At 45.6% G+C, this 17858-nt stretch carries 18 protein-coding genes and 1 pseudogene; 8 read left to right on the top strand and 11 right to left on the bottom strand.

All coding sequences use genetic code 11. The features are described from left to right. Positions 1-241: 241 nt before the first annotated feature. The 7 genes from OEL83_11210 to OEL83_11180 all read right to left on the bottom strand — a co-directional run bounded on the left by OEL83_11210 (position 242) and on the right by OEL83_11180 (position 4559). Positions 242-634, bottom strand: coding sequence for a diacylglycerol kinase (locus OEL83_11210; protein MDK9707605.1), 393 nt, complete (start codon positions 632-634; stop codon positions 242-244). A 56-nt stretch (positions 635-690) separates the two neighbouring features. Beyond that, a complete protein-coding gene (locus tag OEL83_11205; GenBank protein MDK9707604.1) occupies positions 691-1128 on the bottom strand; it encodes a phosphatase PAP2 family protein in 438 nt (145 codons plus the stop codon). A 95-nt stretch (positions 1129-1223) separates the two neighbouring features. Further along, the gene (locus OEL83_11200; GenBank protein ID MDK9707603.1) at positions 1224-1493 is read right to left on the bottom strand and encodes a hypothetical protein; all 270 of its coding nucleotides are present in this window, start codon (positions 1491-1493) and stop codon (positions 1224-1226) included. A gap of 25 nt (positions 1494-1518) precedes the next feature. Beyond that, a complete protein-coding gene (locus OEL83_11195) occupies positions 1519-2238 on the bottom strand; it encodes a hypothetical protein (GenBank protein ID MDK9707602.1) in 720 nt (239 codons plus the stop codon). Between the two features lie 459 nt (positions 2239-2697). Next, positions 2698-3399 (bottom strand): FKBP-type peptidyl-prolyl cis-trans isomerase, encoded by a 702-nt coding sequence (locus OEL83_11190; GenBank protein MDK9707601.1) that lies wholly within the window; start codon positions 3397-3399, stop codon positions 2698-2700. Positions 3400-3517: 118 nt separating this feature from the next. After that, positions 3518-3886, bottom strand: coding sequence for a hypothetical protein (locus tag OEL83_11185; GenBank protein MDK9707600.1), 369 nt, complete (start codon positions 3884-3886; stop codon positions 3518-3520). Beyond that, entirely contained in the window at positions 3864-4559 is a 696-nt protein-coding gene (locus OEL83_11180) for a cytochrome b/b6 domain-containing protein (GenBank protein ID MDK9707599.1), read from the bottom strand. The genes OEL83_11185 and OEL83_11180 overlap by 23 nt, the downstream gene beginning before the upstream one ends. A gap of 596 nt (positions 4560-5155) precedes the next feature. Between OEL83_11180 and OEL83_11175 the strand changes: the two genes are divergently transcribed. From OEL83_11175 to OEL83_11160, 4 genes are read left to right on the top strand one after another with little or no spacing between them, the layout of a single operon-like run. Then, on the top strand, positions 5156-5836 hold the full coding sequence (locus OEL83_11175; GenBank protein ID MDK9707598.1) for a response regulator transcription factor: 681 nt from the start codon (positions 5156-5158) through the stop codon (positions 5834-5836). Beyond that, complete coding sequence (locus OEL83_11170) at positions 5833-7227, top strand: HAMP domain-containing histidine kinase (protein MDK9707597.1); 1395 nt, start codon at positions 5833-5835, stop codon at positions 7225-7227. The genes OEL83_11175 and OEL83_11170 overlap by 4 nt, the downstream gene beginning before the upstream one ends. A 60-nt stretch (positions 7228-7287) precedes the next feature. Next, entirely contained in the window at positions 7288-7812 is a 525-nt protein-coding gene (locus OEL83_11165) for a DUF2062 domain-containing protein (protein ID MDK9707596.1), read from the top strand. A gap of 41 nt (positions 7813-7853) precedes the next feature. Next, positions 7854-8774: a cation diffusion facilitator family transporter gene (locus tag OEL83_11160; GenBank protein ID MDK9707595.1), complete on the top strand. Its 921-nt coding sequence runs from the start codon at positions 7854-7856 to the stop codon at positions 8772-8774. A gap of 103 nt (positions 8775-8877) precedes the next feature. On the opposite strand, the gene OEL83_11155 is transcribed toward OEL83_11160, so the two are convergent. The 4 genes from OEL83_11155 to OEL83_11140 all read right to left on the bottom strand — a co-directional run bounded on the left by OEL83_11155 (position 8878) and on the right by OEL83_11140 (position 13987). Further along, positions 8878-9987, bottom strand: a complete 1110-nt coding sequence (locus tag OEL83_11155; GenBank protein MDK9707594.1) for a metallophosphoesterase — start codon at positions 9985-9987, stop codon at positions 8878-8880. 73 nt (positions 9988-10060) lie between these two features. Next, positions 10061-10762: a hypothetical protein gene (locus OEL83_11150; protein MDK9707593.1), complete on the bottom strand. Its 702-nt coding sequence runs from the start codon at positions 10760-10762 to the stop codon at positions 10061-10063. A 383-nt stretch (positions 10763-11145) separates the two neighbouring features. Next, positions 11146-12801 (bottom strand): response regulator, encoded by a 1656-nt coding sequence (locus OEL83_11145; protein MDK9707592.1) that lies wholly within the window; start codon positions 12799-12801, stop codon positions 11146-11148. 25 nt (positions 12802-12826) lie between these two features. Next, positions 12827-13987: a cache domain-containing protein gene (locus OEL83_11140; protein ID MDK9707591.1), complete on the bottom strand. Its 1161-nt coding sequence runs from the start codon at positions 13985-13987 to the stop codon at positions 12827-12829. A gap of 450 nt (positions 13988-14437) precedes the next feature. Between OEL83_11140 and OEL83_11135 the strand changes: the two genes are divergently transcribed. The 4 genes and pseudogenes from OEL83_11135 to OEL83_11120 all read left to right on the top strand — a co-directional run bounded on the left by OEL83_11135 (position 14438) and on the right by OEL83_11120 (position 17848). Further along, positions 14438-15289 (top strand): M48 family metallopeptidase, encoded by an 852-nt coding sequence (locus OEL83_11135; GenBank protein MDK9707590.1) that lies wholly within the window; start codon positions 14438-14440, stop codon positions 15287-15289. Positions 15290-15519: 230 nt separating this feature from the next. After that, positions 15520-15867: a cytoplasmic protein gene (locus OEL83_11130; GenBank protein MDK9707589.1), complete on the top strand. Its 348-nt coding sequence runs from the start codon at positions 15520-15522 to the stop codon at positions 15865-15867. Between the two features lie 163 nt (positions 15868-16030). Continuing rightward, entirely contained in the window at positions 16031-16912 is an 882-nt protein-coding gene (locus OEL83_11125) for a diadenylate cyclase (protein ID MDK9707588.1), read from the top strand. Positions 16913-17221: 309 nt separating this feature from the next. Next, positions 17222-17848, top strand: a pseudogene (locus OEL83_11120) (VIT1/CCC1 transporter family protein). The last annotated feature ends 10 nt before the right edge of the window (positions 17849-17858 follow it).

The following is a 17858-nucleotide window of genomic DNA, read 5'->3' as shown; positions in this document are numbered from 1 at the left end:
TTCTTGGTGGCAGATTTTCCACTTAAAGGCTTATCCAAATTTCCGGCGCTACTTCTCTTTTCATGTTTCACTATCCCGACACTTGATACCAATAAAAGAAAGTGCACAAGATTAGTCTGAACTACGCAGAGCCGTAGTCCCAAAATCAACGAATCAGAGCAGCAAAATGGCATTTTGGGCATAAAGATGCCATCCCTTTGACATTGGCAACTTTTTTATCTACTGCTTTCTTTTGAGGACGCTATGAGTCGGCCATGATACGCCAGAGATGCGAAAATTCAACAATCAGTATTACAACCCACAACAGAATGCTGATGCCGGCCGCCGCCGCTGATATATCTTTTACAACCTTGATTTTATGATTCTCATGGGTTTCGATGAAATCGCACAGAGCCTCAATGGCGCTGTTGAACAACTCGGCAATCAGTACCAGTGAAGTTGCAGACAGGATCAGCAGGAAATCGACCCAGCGTCGTAACAAAAAACATATGATTAGAGTGATCAGCGAAATGCAGACCTTATAGGTAACACTGAAGTCATAGCGGATGGCATAGCGCAGGCCTGAAATACAAACCATGATCTTGCGTATTGGATGATAGCCAATCTCACCGGTATTGAGAAATTTATTGCGCATGGTGATTCCTTTATTTGTACTTGCAATTTGGTTGATGTTGAAATTCAGATATCAATTCATTTACCAATTGGCAGGTAACGGTTGGGGAGCAGCGCGTTTACCACCAGAACTAGAAAAACTGCCAATGCCATTCCAGCCAGAACATCTGAAAGATAGTGGACCTGGAGATAGATTCGCGAATAACCGACACCGATAATGATTAGCAGGCTAAAAATAGTAGTCAGCATTGCCCAAAACGGTGGCAGGATACGAATGGCAATAAGGGTGACTGAGAGGAAAAAGGCAGTCGCCTGGGCGGTATGACCGCTTGGAAATGACCAGTCTGTCGGCGTAGGGACTAGGTGCACAAGTGAATCCGGCCTTGGTCTGCGGAAGATCAATTTAGCGGTATGGACGGCAATCGCTGTTGTTGAAAACCCTACAACCAGTAAGAGAATCTCGCGTGATTTTCCGGCCCAGAGCAAAAAGCAAGTGAGGATGAGGGTGGAAGGCATGATAAAATAAAATGAACCAAGCCAGGAAAGGCAATAAAAAAAGTGTCAAAAAGCATCTGATTAGCCAAAGTTAAAGTGGAGTTTTGTACTGGCTATCACCCAATTTCCTGGGTGTATAAAAATGCCAACGATACAAGTGAGCCGACGATCCCCCACCAAAAATCACCCCAACTCCATGAGCCTTTGCTCCAAACGTCCAGAAATTCTTTAATCACGGTGATCGCAATTCCGGCTCCACACAACGGCAACCAATAGATACCGAGCAGGGTCAGAGTAAAGCCCCAGAAAAAATGAAGCTGCAAGTCCCACCTGAAAATACGCATGACGATGATGCCTGCTTTTTGGTATCTCTGAAAGAGTGTCATAGTGATGCTTGTGTTTCAAAAAATATCATAAGGTTTTATTGTCAGATGTTTTAGTAAGTGGAGCACGAGCCCTGAATACTTCGATTTTGGCGGGTGGTATGTTGTACCACACGGTTTGTGTTGAAATCCTGTCTAGATATGCCGCAAGGGGCGAGGGACGATTATTTAGAAGATAAGTATACTGAACGAGCGAACCCTTTTGTCCCAGCATCTTCTGTATCTCACCGCCAAGAGCTGCCACCGAGGTGGAAGGTAGGGAAAGCAGAGGCAGACTAGAAACCACGGTTCCGATATTTCTTTCATACCGATTACACAACTGACAGAGCTTGACCGCGTTGCCTTGAATTACGGCAACATCCGGGAATCGTTGCTTCAGGTACCGAGCCAGCAACCTATCCAATTCAACAACCACTAATTTGTCTGGAGCTACACCGCGTTGCAACAAGGCTTTTGTCACAATGCCAGTGCCACCGCCTAGCTCCAGCACAAGACTATCATCGTCCGGCAGAGTGACCAAATCGGCAATCGTCCGAGCCAGCTTCAAAGAACTGGGACAGGCAGCTCCTATAGCTCTGGGATTGGCAAGAAGAGCACGTGAAAAAACCGCGGGGGAAGATGAGAACAAAGCATCACTCACCCGACGGATTGCCTCAGAGACGGAATAAAATCCTATAATATAGGGAATTCTGAACATTGGATTGGGTATAAAATTAGTATATTGTTGCATGAATGAGCTTTTATTCAAATCCTCAATTCATAGCTGTGAGCCTGAGGGGAACGTCAAATATTTTATTATCTCTCAGTGTGGTCAAGATAATCTCCGCACCTATATCCCAGATAAAACCAGAGCCAGTACCTTGGGGGGATCTCGACGGCATTCATCGAAAAAAACCTCGTCTGAGGGCAATGCTGGTGACATACACCACCGACGGCGAATTATTCCGAAAGATATCAATGGTGTTTTGCTCATCGGCAGCCAGATCCCCCCTGGCCGTTACCGCGCGAGGTTCCGCATTCTCGGGGAAATAATATTGCCGAACGGGTCTACAAGAAACCAAAGGCCAAGAACAACCAATATGGCGAAGACCAACCTCTTCAAAGGAGTGAACCTCCACCCCTTGCATCGTGTTGCAGGGTTTTACACGCTCTCCAAGTGACAGCAAAAAGACGAAGTTTATGTTGCCAGCCTGAGATAGCGAGAGTGTTATTTTGACTGTAGCGAGACCAGCTCAACGTCAAAGATCAGCACAGCATTCGGGCCAATCGGACCACCAACGGTTCCGGTCTCGCCATAAGCCAGGTTTGAGGGCAGGAAAAGCTGCCATTTACTCCCTTCTTTCATTAATTGCAGGGCCTCTGTCCATCCTTTAACAACGCCATTTACCACAAAGGTTGCAGCCTCTCCACGTTTATAAGAGCTGTCAAACTCAGTCCCATCGACAAGCCTTCCAGTGTATTGCACCGTAACCGTATCCGTTGCACTTGGCGACTTGCCCTTGCCCTCGGTTATCACTTTATATTGAAGGCCACTTGGAAGAGTTTTCACACCCTCCTTTTTCATGTTTTCAACAAGAAAGGCGGCACCTTCATTTTTGTTTTTTTCGCCAAGAACCTTCATCGCCTCCTGACGTTTTCCCTGCATTTCCTCTTGCAGGCCAGTTAAGATTGTCACAGCTTCCTGGTTGGTTATTTGAGGCTTCTGGTCTGTGAGAACATCTTTAATCGCCTTTGCAAGGACATCCGGGTTGATATCAACGCCATTTTTCTTCAGGCTATTGCCCATGTCCATGCCGATCGCGTAGCTCACCTTCTCCTTGGAGGTTTTCAACTCCAAGGTTTCTGAAGCAAGTACCGTGTTTGCTGCGAGTAGTATGCCAAAGGCCAACGCTATTCTTTCAATATTCATAATTTTTCCTCGTTATTATATTATGTTATCCAAATAATCTCATGCCTGAGAGTGGAAACTCCCCATTCGGGTGTAATCTCTTCTTGAGACCACTTTGGACATTTAACCCAGAATTTTCTCAGTTGGTTTGTGGCTTGCCCTCTGAGCCTAAACAGGCGTCCTTTAGGCCCTGGAGATTTTCGGCGACAGGTTTTTCAAGCCAAACCTGGATAGTCAGCAAGCTTTGCGCTTTTTCCCAGCAGCCAACCTTTGCTATGGCTGGCAAGTTGAGAGCCCCAGTCTTTAGGTTTTGAACCTGTTCCTGCACATTGACGTTTGCTCCGACGCTTGCAACATGTTTAACGGTCGCAACACCTGCCCAAATAATAAGACCACCCACCAGTAGGATGCCGAGGCAACCTATCCCAAGAAATACTTTCAGCTTTTTCTTAAGCTGGTCATTCGCCATAAATCTTCGCATTGTTTCAGATAAATCTACTTGACTCACTTATTTCTCCTTTCTTGTCTTTTTTTCCTGTTATCATGGACATCACAAGGTTTTCATTATGCTTTCTACTTGAAACAGCAACGCCAATTATATGTAAACCGATCAAAAACAACATGAATTGTGCCGACATTTCATGGATGTCACTCCATACGCTATCACGATCATCATCACCCTCTTTTTCAGATTTTTGATTTCCGCCGTGACGTTCATGCTTTCCCTCATGTTCTCTTTTGCCATCATCGTCGGCATAGGCGCTTTCGACAATCGAAAATGTATCGCCAAACCCAAACGAAGGGTTATTTCCCTTGGCTGCATACGCTGCATATCCACTCAGGCAGATAATTATACTGTTTGCAAAGAAGAGAATAATCATCCAGGCGGCAGCGGGATTGTGGCCTGTATAGTGGGCTGGTTTGCCGGTCACTAGTTCTTTCAGGTAGGTCAGAGCCTTTGCGGGAGAACATATGAAATCACTAAAAAGGGCATGTTTCGTGCCCACAAATCCCCAAACTATACGAACTGCCACAAGGCCAAGAACTGCATAACCGACATAGCGATGAAGGGGGCCCTTATCATCTCCTGTCAAATATGCCACAAAGAAAAGCGGTAGCAATGACCAATGAAAAACTCGTACGAAGAGATCCCATACGCGTATTTGAATATTATTGTTCATTCGTGTTTTCCCCCTCAGATAGTAATCAAGGTTTCCATTCAATCTTTTGGTGAACGTTTTTATCAGTCTTTGTTTGAGCATTTCTGGAATATACTTAATGGACAATGAAGAATTGATGAAGAATTGGTGAAAACATGTGAATCTGTAGTAAGCGGCTGTTAATCTGCAGAAAATATCTGATTGTCTTTTTGCAACCCTCATTTGACTTTTTCTGAAGCAACCAGACAGAATTTCTCTTCCGTAGCGCAATGTTCATCATTTCTTCATTTTTGCAGGTTATTCTGTGAATCGTTACAAATAAGTATGCCACAATTCAATAAAGAGAGGTGTCCATCCATGCGCTCCGTTTCAATCATCTTCTGCAAAGAAGGGATACAAGTCATAGTTGAGATACTGCGAGACACCGAGATGCTCTTTATCGAAAAGGCTCCGCAGTTACTCTGTAATATTCATCGAACAACAATTGGATCGCATTGTCGTCGATTCCCTAGACATCACACGCCGGCAGGACCATATAGTTTTCCGAAATCCTTCATTTTTCCATCCTGGACCAGCAAAATTAAGATCTCAAAAACCGACAACAGGATGGTTCGACAATGAATATCCTTGTTATCGATGATGAACGTGAGCTCCTTGAGAAACTCAATTCTGTACTAACGAGCGAACACTACACCGTCGAGACTGCCGCTGATGGCAGAGAAGGTCTGGAAAAGGTCTGGAACGATACCTATGATCTGATACTCCTAGATATTATGTTGCCTGGAATGGACGGCCTTGAGGTCCTCTCCGAAATTCGAGCGGCCGGGATTCTGACGCCGGTCCTGATGCTGACTGCCAAAGGCGATATAAAAGACAAGATTACCGGTCTTAACCTTGGGGCTGACGACTATCTGGCCAAGCCCTTCTCTCTTGGGGAATTGCTGGCCAGGATCAGGGCACTGCTCAGGCGCGGCAATACCGGTAATCCAATTTTGGAAGTCGGCGGTATTCGACTCAATACCGTCAGTCGCGAGGTGACAAAGGATGGTGAGCCACTGGCACTTACTACCAAGGAATTCGCTCTCCTAGAGTTTCTCCTGCACAACCGTGGTCGGGCAATTTCGCGGTTTACCTTAGCCGAGCATGTCTGGGGAGATAACTTTGACCCTTTTAGAATGTCCAACTTCATCGATGTTCATATGAAAAATCTTCGAAAAAAACTTAATTCCCCCGAACAGGAATCGGCAATAAAAAGCATTAGAGGATTTGGCTACCTCATCGAACTAGAAGAAAAATGAAAGTAAGGACAAAATTTACTCTCTGGATCTCACTCGCAGCTCTGTCAACCGCCACAATCTTTTCTCTTTTTGTGTACGTTGAACTCGTTGAGGAACCCTATAGATTAATAGACAGAGAACTCACAGAAATTGCCGGAACCGTCTTCAATAATATTGAATTCTCTGATTCTGGTGAGGAAGCCCATCTTCTGCATAAAGATCGGCACGTTGAACGATACTGGCTTAAAATCATTGACAGCGAGCGGAATACCATCTTTAGCTCCCCCCTAGCACGAAAATTTGATATTCCTTTCTTGGAAGGTAAGCGGTCGTATTTTATCAAAAAAGAGATCGCCTTGACCTCCCTTTGGATTGACCCCCAGGATGCAAAAAAATTAGAAAAAGTAAGAGGTGACTCGGTAAGATTCAGGGTACTGGTGCTAACCAAAAATTATTCAGAACAAAAGTACACCATTCTTATTGCCAAACCCCTTCTATTCCTGGATCTGGAACTACAGGAATTGCTCAATCGTCTTATTGTCGGAATTTTAACAACAATTATAGCTATCTTTATATTAAGTTACTTCCTGGCCGGCAGGCTTCTTCAACCACTTGCAACCATCAATCACAAAATAAAAGAGATCCGTGAAAATTCATTGGATCGGCGGATCCCGCTTGGCACCAGTAAAGATGAATTGTATACCCTGTCCTTATCACTCAACTCAATGGCTGATCGCTTACAACATTCCTTTTCCAGGCAGAAAGAATTTATCAGTAACGTTGCCCATGAGCTGAAAAGTCCCTTGACCATCCTGATGCTGGGACAGGAGGAAATGTTGACCGAGAGGTCGTCGGGACCCATTCGCTCAGAACTAGAAAAACAACTCAACACCATGCGCCGTTTGAGCTTGTTAATTCGCAATCTTCTCGATATTTCGAGGCTTGAACAAGACGAAACCTGCGCTCGTGAAACTGTCAGGCTGGATGTGCTCATAGAGCAAGTTCTCGATGACTATCGTGACATTCTTCAGGTACAAAATATTACCGTGGAAACTGACATTGAGGCGTCTAATTTCTTCGGCGATTCAGAAAAGATCCTTCGACTCCTCATTAACCTCATCGACAATGCGACAAAATACAACACTGAGACAAATGGCAAAATCAGAATCACAGCCCGGACAAATAAAGGAAAATTAAATGTGATCATCGCCAACACCAGTCAGGATATTCCCCCTGAAGCTCTGCCACGACTGTTCGAACAATTTTTTCGAGTGGAAAAGTCCCGGTCCCAATCCTTTGGCGGCTCCGGGCTCGGCCTGACGATCGCAAAAAGAATCGTAGAATTGCATGGTGGTTCCATTGAAGTGCAAAATCGTAACGGGTGGACGACATTCTCCGTTACTCTATCGTGAATAAAATCGGCCAAGAAATGAGTTTTTTAGCTCAAACTCACATGCTTTAAAAGTAGCGTTATGGAAAAAATTTGGAATAAATTCAAACGGAAGATCCGTTACGGATACCTGCGCGTTGTCCGAATCAACGCTCCGGCGGAGTCCATAGCCCTTGGCTTGGCTGCAGGCGTATTTGCCGGGGCGATGCCCTTTTTGTCCCTGCAGATGATTATCGCTATTGCGATCGCTTTCCTCATCCGTGGAAATCCCATCGCCGCAGCCCTAGGTACGTGGTGGACCAACCCCTTCAACTGGGCCATCGTCTTTCCTCTTCTCTATATGCTGGGCAAGGTTTTCGTGCCGGGGGAGGTCGAGAGCATGAGTATCAGCGACCTGAGCAATTTGGGCCTCCTTGATCTGCTGCGCCAGGGCTGGAGGTGGCTCCTTATTACCACCCTTGGCGGATGCATCATCGGAATCCCCCTGGCCATCTTCACCTATGTCGTGACCGTACGGGGCGTGCGTGTCTATCACGACCGCAGGGCCAGCCTCAAACTCGTATGCCGGCACCGGGCACTGCTCCATGAAGTGCCACCGGAAAAATGAACAAGCTTTTTAATAGGTGCGCGTAAACATAAGGAAACCCCATGCAGGTAAAGAAAAAATCACCCTTTGATCGATTAACACTGACTCGATTTGCATGGCTTTCGATCGCGGCTGCTGGTGTTACAATATTCATGAAGATGAGTGCTTACCTCATGACCGACTCGGTCGGGTTGCTCTCAGATGCAATAGAATCGTTTGTCAATTTAGCTGGTGCATTGATGGCTCTGCGCATGTTGATTCTTGCCGCCCAACCAGCTGATGAAAAACATCCGTTCGGCCATAGTAAAGCTGAATATTTTTCCAGTGTTGTTGAGGGGATTCTTATCCTGGTGGCAGCAGCTGGGATTGCTTATACCGCTATCGACAGAATAATCCATCCGCGCCTTCTCGAACAAGTCGGTATAGGTGTTGTTGTATGCGCCGCTGCGTCCGCAATTAATTATGTGGTAGCTCGAGTTCTTATGAAAGCCGCTAAAGCAAATAACTCTATCACTCTTGAAGCGGATTCTCATCACCTCATGACAGATGTATGGACTTCAACTGGAGTCATTGCCGGGGTTGGTCTGGTCGAACTCACCCAATGGAGTTTAATAGACCCTATTGTTGCACTACTGGTAGCTGCAAATATCGTTTGGACTGGAGTGGGATTGGTTCGCCGTTCCGTAGATGGATTAATGGATATTGTTCTGCCGGAGGACGAACAAATGTTGATTGAAAAAGTTATGGCAAAATACCGGGGGAAAGCCATCGAATTCCATGAATTGCGCACACGTCAATCAGCATCGTATAGATATATCTCAGTCCATATGCTCGTTCCCGGTTCCTGGACCGTGCATGATGCTCATCATCTGGCTGAAGATTTCGAAAGTGATATTCTTTCAATTCTAGGTGATGCACTTATTACTACCCATGTGGAACCAATTGATGATGACAATTCATTCCATGAAAGTCATGAAAAATGAGTGCGGGATTGCTAACCTCAACGAAACAGATGATTTTCTCAAGAAAGAAAAGAGGTGCAAGCTCATAGGCAAAAGGAGGATTTGTCCTTTTGAACAAATTAAGTTATCCGGTCGGTGAGTTACCCGATAGGAGTCTAATGTGGAGAATCTCGCTGGGTCGCCACAGGCGCATCCGTGGTCCCCAAGTACCTGTCCCACGGCAAACTAGTAATGTCATTCCTTCAACCTCATAACGCCCTCCGAGCATCGGCTGTACCATGCCCACAAGAAGACTGAAAGGCCACACCTGGCCACCGTGGGTGTGCCCTGACAACATGAGGTCAACTCCGGTTTGGGCAGCACCCTGGGAGTCCTCAGGAAAGTGCGATAACAGGATGAGGCCCCCTGAAGGTCGAGTCCTGGGTGGATTCCAGGACGGTGTTGTTGTGGCCTTATCATGATTGCGAGGTACGCTTCGACCTGCAAGGACTAACCCAGAAATTGGCTCAATCAACTCGTTTTGTAGGGTGGGGATCTGTGTTCCATCGAGGTTTGATTTGGACCCTCCTGTTTTCCCATGGTTTTCATGATTACCATCCACGGACCAGACACCATAAGGGGCAGATAATTTGCGAAAGATAGGGGCAAATGCCTCTGTGTTTTCCCCATGGCCTTCGAAGATATCCCCGAGCAAGAAGATAAAATCAGGTTGCAGCATTTGAACTTGTGCAACGCGTGATTCGAGCCAACTCGGACCCAAAACCGCCCCCAAATGGAGGTCGGAGAGCGCGACAATGGTTGTGCCATCCATTTCCTTCGGTAAGTTGTTCAATTGCACTTCGTGATTGATTACTGTCGGGGCACGGACTCCCTGGATCGTCGCCGCTACTGAAAGCAAGCAGCCTCCCAACATGGCCCAACCCCGAAGATACGGGGCTATGCCGGAAAAGTACCGTCCGAATCCAGTTGCAAGGTCAACAGGAAAAAGACAGACAAACACAAGAAAGAGCACGCCAGTAATCGTAATCCCAATAAAATCAGCTAGTGAGGCCCATGCCGGCCCTTCGCCGTGTCCAAAGAATCGTCCTCCTGCGAGAATTGCCCAGACGAAAATGCCACCATAGAGAAAAATCTTTCCTGGAACAACGTCACTGAACCTCGGTATTGAAGACAACCTCCAGATAATATAGACAAGGAGGAGAGTCGAAACGACGGTCAGACTGAATCCGAACATAGGGCTCTCTCGATGGCTGCAACAGTTGGGTTTTGCTACCGTATTAATTCGATGGTGTTTTCGATCATTGCACTTATGGAGAGGATAGAAACGGAAAATAGTCGCTCAGGCAAGCCTTCGTATGTTCAGAATTCCAATTAATAATATTAGAATTTCTATGTTCCGATTCTTTGCAAATCAAGAGAGATTCTTGGTGTCCCCATAAAAGTGTTTTGTCCCATTTTTGCAACACTTTCAAGCTGGTATAAAATAATCTGCTTTGGCCCTCATCTAAAAATTCGATTTCTTTAGGACCTAGACAAAGGACTCCTGATTCGATATTGCATGTCCCGCCAATTATTTTGCTCAACTCACTTATGGCTTGCCAGGATATAACACCATTTTCATCAACTGAAATTTTACGCCGACCGAGGCGAAATACACTTGGCCCAGTAATATTAACGGTTTCTGATTTGATTTTGTTGGCAGAAATTTGCTCTACCAAATGTTTTGTAACACTTCTATCAACACTAACTTGTCGAAGGTTCGGAGCAACGCAATAATATTTGGTTGAATTCCATACTGGCAATCTCATTTGATTCATGTGAAATTCCAACTTCAAGTACCCAGGCTCTTCGCTTTCCCATGGGAATACTATTAGAATATTGCCAAGAATCAAACATTTTCCACTGCGTTGGCAGCCAAAAACCATATGAGTGATCCAAGTAAGGAAAACGCCACCGTGCTCTGTGAGAATAAACTCGCCAAGCCTGTATTTTTTTTCATTTGTCATCATAATCAACCCTTAAAGTCAAGATTGTTATATCTAAGACCATTTATGATAGTAAGGTGAATCTCTATGATATAACGGGTCGATAGTGAAGAATTGATGAAGACTTCAATGAAAAATGAGAATATTTCAAGACCTATCACTCAAAGCACCAGTACTTCGAGCCACGGCGGACTTGGTTCTTTTTTATCCCGCCATTTTTTGTCGAGGGACAAACCAACAATTGTGACATCGGATGATCATGACGTCGATGTGTGTTGTTGCAGAGAGAATGGTGATAGTAATATAATGAGTTAGTTCCTATTGCGGTGTCTGTCTCTTCATGTTCACAACGCTCAATGCCTCAACAATTATGTGGGTTGCAAAAATCAAACATTGAGTTTGCTCTATCATCGGCGACTGAGCTCTAAATAAACCGCGAGGCCAAGGCCCTTGTAAGTATAGGGTTTTCGCAAGTATTGTCCAGCACCAAGCAGCTGAGTCTGCTTTACTCGGTCCGTTTCGGTATAGCCACTGGTGATTATGGCCTTTTGACCAGGATAAATTTCAATGATCTGCCGATAAGTATCGAGACCGTCCATGCCTGGTTCCATGATCATATCGAGTACCACAAGATCGACAACCTGTTTTTGCAGCATCGTAACGGCAGCTTCTCCACTTTCTGCAGTTGTAACCTTATACCCGAGATTGCTGAGTATACGCTCGGCAATGTGTCTCTGTTCAGCAATGTCATCAACAACTAAGATGTGTTGACCAGCGCCCATCAGATTTGTGGTGGCATTGGTGGTTGGCTCATTACCAGGTTCATCCCGAGTAACCGGGAAATAGAGTTCAAATACTGAGCCCTTATCTTGCTTGCTCTGCACATCGATATAGCCGCTATGATCTTGAACGGTTCCCCAGACTATCGCCATTCCCAGTCCGGTTCCGCTTCGACGGCCCATGATTTTTTTGGTAAAGAAAGGTTCGAAGATTCGTTTAATGTCTTCCGGAGCGATACCCATTCCTCGATCTTCCACCCGAAGAAGAACATATTCTCCTGAAAGAATTGATTCATAACCCCTGAAGGTTTCTTCGAGATATCGGTTGGCGGTAACAATTGTAATAGGGCCACCATCGGGCTGAGCCTCAAAGGCATTGGTGATGAGATTTGTCAGAGATTTATAGAGGTGGCTAGCCGAACCTTTGATTTTCAACAGAGAGGGGTCAAGATGGGCCTCAACCTTCGTCATTGGATACTGAGACTGCAGATTTTTATATTCCGGAGAGGCGAGATATTCAGCGACGATCTCGTTGATATTGACCACATCATAGGCGACAATTCCGCGACGGGCCAAGGTAAGTAGATCCTGGACGATTGCCGCAGCCTTGGTGCCCGAATCCCTGATCATTTTGAGTGGCTTGCTGAGAGAGCTATCTACGGGCAGGTTTTCGAGCAGCAGATCGGGATAGCTGACAATTCCCGAAAGCACGTTGTTCAGATCATGGGCAACGCCTCCGGCCAGTAACCCAAGCGCCTCCATTTTTTTCGAACGGTTTAACTGCTCGCGAAGTTCGGTCTTTTCATGCTCCGCCTCTTTGGCGGAAGTAATATCGATATAGGTACCGACTGCCCTTATACCTTTGCCTTTTTCATCTCGTTTGGTAATCTTCCCTTGATCAAGAATCCAGATCCACTCGTTATTGTCTCGTTGCAAACGATATTCTGCACGGTAGTCTTCCGTTTTACCGGTTAAATGATCTTCCAGCGCTCGTTCAGCCGCCGCCCAATCTTCGGGATTAGCCTTGGATCCGATGGTTTTTCTGGACGGTATGATGGTCGTCGGATCACAGCCAAAGATAGAAAAGGCCCTCCGGTCCCAAATCAGAATATCATTTTCCAGATTAAAATCCCATAAACCCTGCCCGGTGGCACTGATAGCCAAATTTAAGCGCTCTTCACTCTCCTGTAGCGCCTCCAGGGCCTTATTTCTATCATCAAGCATACGGTTAGCTGGGATTACCATGTACTTAAATTCTTCTAAGTGAACAAGCTTGTCATCCATTCGAACGGCCTTTATCGCAGCCTCCTCAAAAAAATGAAGTAAATGCCTTGACGTTCCGTTTCAGATTGGCTGAAAAGATACGAGCCCAAAATGCGATCACGGCAAGGGCTAGCAGCAGGATCAGCATAGCCTTCAAAAAGTGATCTTTGATTCTTTGCTGCAATTTTTCATGTTTTTTTGCAAGCACCAGCTCAATATCATCAAGATAAACCCCAGCCCCTATCATCCAACGCCATTCAGGGATACTGTCGGCGTAACTAATTTTTTCGCTTGGTTTGCCGGTTTCCGGTTTAATGGTGCCGACATATTGTAAAAAACCGCCGTCAGGTTCCTGAGAGAGTTGAATCAGTTTCTGTAAAACCAACACGCCGTTTGGATCAACAAAATTCCATTGATTTTTGCCAATGTTCTCGGGCTTGAAGTGGGCCAGAGTAATTGCCGCGAAATCATATGCAAAAACATAGTTGTCATAATCAAAACGGATTGTGTTGATATAGGTCAGAATTTCTTCTTGTATCTCCTTTTCAACGTCTTCGACATATTCACCAGTTCCGATGAACCAGTTTAACTCGCTGAAAGATTTTGCAAATCCGATCTTTTTGGACATTTTGGTTGTTTCGCCTGGCTTATACCAGTTCCATTCCATATAGCCTTCGCTTTGATCCTGGACAATTTTGATATAGCGTTGAACAGTATATTGACCTTTGTCATCGAGCAGGTTGAGGAGATTCTTGCCTTCCAGTTCGGGGTTATTTGGTAAAAGGACATTGTTGCCCTGCAAATCGTAGATAAAATAATAACCCCGTCCATGGTTGAAGCGGATTGTCCGCAGACTCTCTTTAATCAAGACAATGAGTTCTTCTTGGCTTTTCGTGTCGTGGTACGTTTCGTAGAGATGTTGGCAGAGTTTTACGGCCTCATATACCCGTTCTTTAAGGTTGTCTTTAATGCTCTGTTCGGTGGTATCCCGCCTGAATTTGATATGCTGAACGACTTGATCGACGACATTCTTGACCTTGTTTTTCTGCTCTTCGACAAATGAATCTCGCAGCGTGATTGCATCTTCATCAAAGCTTTTCAACTCCGAATCGATCCAAAAATAGCCTATTCCAATTACCATGAAAAGGGCTGCACCGATTACGCTTGAGAAGAATGTCAAGTAGAGACTGTTTTTAATGGTCGGCATAGGTTTTCTCCTGAGTCTCTCAGAGAAATCGGCAGGGAAGGAAAATGAGCTTTCCAAAATTTATCACAGCTTGTCGCCAGAATACAATAAAAAGGGTTGATCTACTGCTTGGGTACGGTCCTCTGGTGAGGCCCGGAAACAATTCAACCCCCTACATTTTGAGACCGCGAGGGTGGAGTAATTCTGGATCTGTGCCAACGCTTGGAAGTGAAAGGATTTTCGCCTTTCTGACATGATGAGAACAAACTGTTTATAATGTAATGATTTCTGCCATGATCTCTATGAGCACATTGATTTGCTTATCTACCACGCCGATCGACATCGATCCGAAGTATCGTCCTGCTTTTTACGCGATAAAAACTTGCATGATAAACCGGCTGTATTAAGCTACCGTTAATCAGATAGATAAAACTATCAGTACTGCTTTTTAAAAGGTAGTCTAAAAACTCCATGATCCAGATTAGATATATTCTCATCATTCTCTCCGCAATGGTCCTTGTTTCGTGTGAAGATACCAATATTGCCGTGATGACAGATGCAGCATCAGATGCTGTTACAGCTATTACCCTCTCCGACGAAAGTGTGAAAAATATCGCACAGCGTGCTGCTTATGATGCGGACGGTAAGCATCATGTCGCTCCAACTGGAAATCCCTATGATGCTCGTCTGCGAAAGCTTGTTGCAGATCAGTCTAAAAGAGATGGAAACTCCTTTAATTTCAAGGCATATCTCACAAAGGATGTAAATGCGTTTGCCATGGCTGATGGGACCATAAGAGTATTTTCTGGGTTAATGGATCTTATGAACGATGAAGAGCTTCTTTTTGTTATCGGTCATGAAATGGGACATGTCGTGAAAAATCATTCCAGAAAGAAAGTGGTGCTGGCTTATTCCACAAGTGCGTTAAGAAAAGGGTTGGCATCCCAGGAGAGTCAAATTGGTCAAATTGCCAGTTCCGTGATCGGCAGCTTTGCCGAACAGCTCACCCATGCTCAATTCTCGCAACATGAAGAAAGACAAGCAGATCAATATGCTGCGGATTTTCTTCAAGCAGAAGGGTATCAAATAGCTTCTGCTGTTTCAGCACTTAACAAACTTGCAGCTTTAGCCAGACAGCACACATTCCTTTCCAGTCATCCTGATCCCGAAGCAAGGGCAAAAAGACTTCTACAGAAGGAAAATACCGAGGGAGAAGATCAAATTTCTATTCTTGAAAAGGTGCTACAGTATGGGCAAAGAATTGTGATTGGTCTTTTCGAATTGATCCTTGTGTTGATCAGATGGGTGGTTTCTTTACTGTGATTGAAACAAATAACCAACCGAAACATTTGTTGATATGGACTCGGATGGGTTTCACAGACTTGGCCCCTGCAATTGGAAATACAAAATCCTGGCAAGGGGAACTTTTTCGCAAAATACGGATAGACACCACCTGTCAGTTATCTGATTTTCAGATATGTTCCTTGAAACGAATATGATCGGACGCATGAACATCAGCATTTTTTCAAAAAATACATAAAAGGAGTCACACCATGAAAAAATTTGCCCTATTTGTATTCAACGGCGATCCAATGTGTTTCATTCATGTGCTTTTGAATGCACTGGATATGAAGGCCAAAGGACACGAAGCGAAAATCATTATTGAAGGGGCTTCAGTCAAACTGATCCCAGAACTGGTGAAATCAGAAAATTCCTTGAACGGATTGTGGAAAAAGAATCTTGAGGCAGGCCTGGTAGCAGGGGTTTGCAAAGCATGTTCCAACAAATTGGGAACCCTTGAGTCTGCAAAAGAACAGGGTCTTACCATTCTTGATGATGTATCCGGCCATCCCGGAATGGCATCATATAGGGATAACGGATATGAGATCATAACATTTTAATTAAATTGAAATATTGTGTGAGTCTACCTTGTTTTCCCAGCACCTTGAGACAAATCAGACCCTCATCTGGGTAAAATTCGACCAATTATCAATTGAAAGAAATACTTAACAAAGATGGCCTGTTATACCTAACTTAGTTGCTGACAAATTAAGGACCAACAGCATGGACACAAAAAGCTATAATTGCCCCCAGGGGCAGGAGCAAGAAAAGTTGATCATGAGCCATGCCGACGCGCTGGCCAGGGAACTGGGTATAGACACTCTCATCATCCAAGCCTGTGGTCGTAATGAGATTGACTTCCTTTCAGAGGCGAGATCTTTTCAACGTTACATTTGGCTATCTCGAACCCCGGAAAGTCTACCAGTAGAGGAAACCACCGCTCATTCGGTCATCCCAGTACCGAAGATCGCAAAGGGGGAAAATTTTCTTACCCTGGGCTATTTCTTGGCAGTCGTGACGGGCAAGCTGGAGTTTCACAAACCGGCGATCAACCTTACCGCCTGCGAGAGTGGCATGATCAATGGATTGCACATCGTGATACCCTCCCATCAGCTACCCTGGCTGATGGACAGCCAAATTGCCTCGTTCGACAGTATTGAAACTCCACAAACCCTCCTGATGCTTATCAGCATCTCCATGCGATTCGCCCACGAAGGCCGGGAGGGCAAATCTATCGGCACTTGTTTCATTATCAGCTCTCCGGATGATGTGGCACCTTACACCTGGCAGCTCATTCTTAACCCCTGCGCTGGCTATCCTGCAAACATACGCAACATCTTCCGCGATGACTTCATAGAGATCCTTCGCGAATTGAGCGCCCTGGATGGGGCGTTCTTGGTGAACCCCAATGGTGAAGTGCGGTCGTCCGCCGTCTTCATCGCCACGCAGGGCCGTTCCGACGGCATGGAATCCGGCAAGGGAGCACGGCACCATTCAGCCTGCGCGCTTACCAGTCATACCCAGGCTATAGCTGTTGTTCTCTCAGAATCGTCCGGTGAAATCACCGTCTACCAAGCGGGCAAGGAACTGCTCCACTTCACCTGACAGGTAGTTGTTAAAAGTGTGGGAAATCGGGTTATTGATGTTGCCTGATCAATATTTTTCGTTAATTGCTTTTACATGTTATAGACATCACCGTACCGATTGTTGCTTGCTTTTTTGTAAGCAACAATCGGTCGAAGAGTCAATTCACTCAGAAGAGGGGTACTGAACATAGTCCCGGTATTCTTCACGTTTACCGGCGGAAGGAAACTATAATATTAACCATTGCAAGAAGGGGTTTCCAATGCCCATGATTTCCCATACCGAACAGCACTTTACCGCCAGTGACAGTGTTCGTGACATGGTTATTGGATGTTGGATGGCCTCACCGGTTCTTTTGCACTCGCTGCCGGGCTGACAGGCGCGATCATTGCAACTGGTATTATTGTAACCGCCGGGCTTGCTGATATCGCTGCCGGCTCCATCGCCATGGGGTTGGGAGGATACCTTGCAACCCGTAGCGATATAGAACATTACACCAATGAACGTCGCCGGGAGGAACGGGAAATAGTAGAAAAACCAGAAACAGAGTGCGCCGAAATCGAAAAAGTGTTTCTCGGTTACGGACTCACCGCCCAGCAGGTTGCCCCGCTGGTTGAGGCCCTACGCCATCGACCAAGCGACTGGGTCAACTTTATGATGCGTTTCGAGTTGGGGCTTGAAGGGATTAAACCTCGGCGGGCGCGTAACAGTGCCCTTACTATTTCAAGCGCCTATATTGTTTGGGGGGATGATCCCGCTTTTGCCCTATATGCTTCTGGATAATAGCGGTCGAGCCTTACTCTCTCGTCTATTTTAACGCTATTGGCACTGTTTGTCTTTGGTTTTGCAAAAGGGTTCTTCACCGGCGCCCGGCCGATACGTAGTGCTCTGCAGACCAGACTTATCGATGGGTTGGCTGCGGCGGCGGCATTCACTATTGCCCGAGCTATTTCCTGACACAGGAAGA

The organism is Desulforhopalus sp. (assembly GCA_030247675.1).
Taxonomy (GTDB): Bacteria; Desulfobacterota; Desulfobulbia; order Desulfobulbales; family Desulfocapsaceae; genus Desulforhopalus_A.
This window is presented reverse-complemented; position numbering and strand designations above follow the sequence as displayed.

Coding starts and splice junctions, on each gene's coding strand:
- OEL83_11190 (MDK9707601.1), bottom strand. CDS start 3,399: ATGAATATTGAAAGAATAGCGTTGGCCTTTGGCATACTACTCGCAGCA.
- OEL83_11140 (MDK9707591.1), bottom strand. CDS start 13,987: ATGCCGACCATTAAAAACAGTCTCTACTTGACATTCTTCTCAAGCGTA.
- OEL83_11125 (MDK9707588.1), top strand. CDS start 16,031: ATGGACACAAAAAGCTATAATTGCCCCCAGGGGCAGGAGCAAGAAAAG.
- OEL83_11150 (MDK9707593.1), bottom strand. CDS start 10,762: ATGATGACAAATGAAAAAAAATACAGGCTTGGCGAGTTTATTCTCACA.
- OEL83_11200 (MDK9707603.1), bottom strand. CDS start 1,493: ATGACACTCTTTCAGAGATACCAAAAAGCAGGCATCATCGTCATGCGT.
- OEL83_11160 (MDK9707595.1), top strand. CDS start 7,854: ATGCAGGTAAAGAAAAAATCACCCTTTGATCGATTAACACTGACTCGA.
- OEL83_11180 (MDK9707599.1), bottom strand. CDS start 4,559: ATGAACAATAATATTCAAATACGCGTATGGGATCTCTTCGTACGAGTT.
- OEL83_11145 (MDK9707592.1), bottom strand. CDS start 12,801: ATGGATGACAAGCTTGTTCACTTAGAAGAATTTAAGTACATGGTAATC.
- OEL83_11155 (MDK9707594.1), bottom strand. CDS start 9,987: ATGTTCGGATTCAGTCTGACCGTCGTTTCGACTCTCCTCCTTGTCTAT.
- OEL83_11210 (MDK9707605.1), bottom strand. CDS start 634: ATGCGCAATAAATTTCTCAATACCGGTGAGATTGGCTATCATCCAATA.
- OEL83_11135 (MDK9707590.1), top strand. CDS start 14,438: ATGATCCAGATTAGATATATTCTCATCATTCTCTCCGCAATGGTCCTT.
- OEL83_11130 (MDK9707589.1), top strand. CDS start 15,520: ATGAAAAAATTTGCCCTATTTGTATTCAACGGCGATCCAATGTGTTTC.
- OEL83_11165 (MDK9707596.1), top strand. CDS start 7,288: ATGGAAAAAATTTGGAATAAATTCAAACGGAAGATCCGTTACGGATAC.
- OEL83_11175 (MDK9707598.1), top strand. CDS start 5,156: ATGAATATCCTTGTTATCGATGATGAACGTGAGCTCCTTGAGAAACTC.
- OEL83_11170 (MDK9707597.1), top strand. CDS start 5,833: ATGAAAGTAAGGACAAAATTTACTCTCTGGATCTCACTCGCAGCTCTG.
- OEL83_11205 (MDK9707604.1), bottom strand. CDS start 1,128: ATGCCTTCCACCCTCATCCTCACTTGCTTTTTGCTCTGGGCCGGAAAA.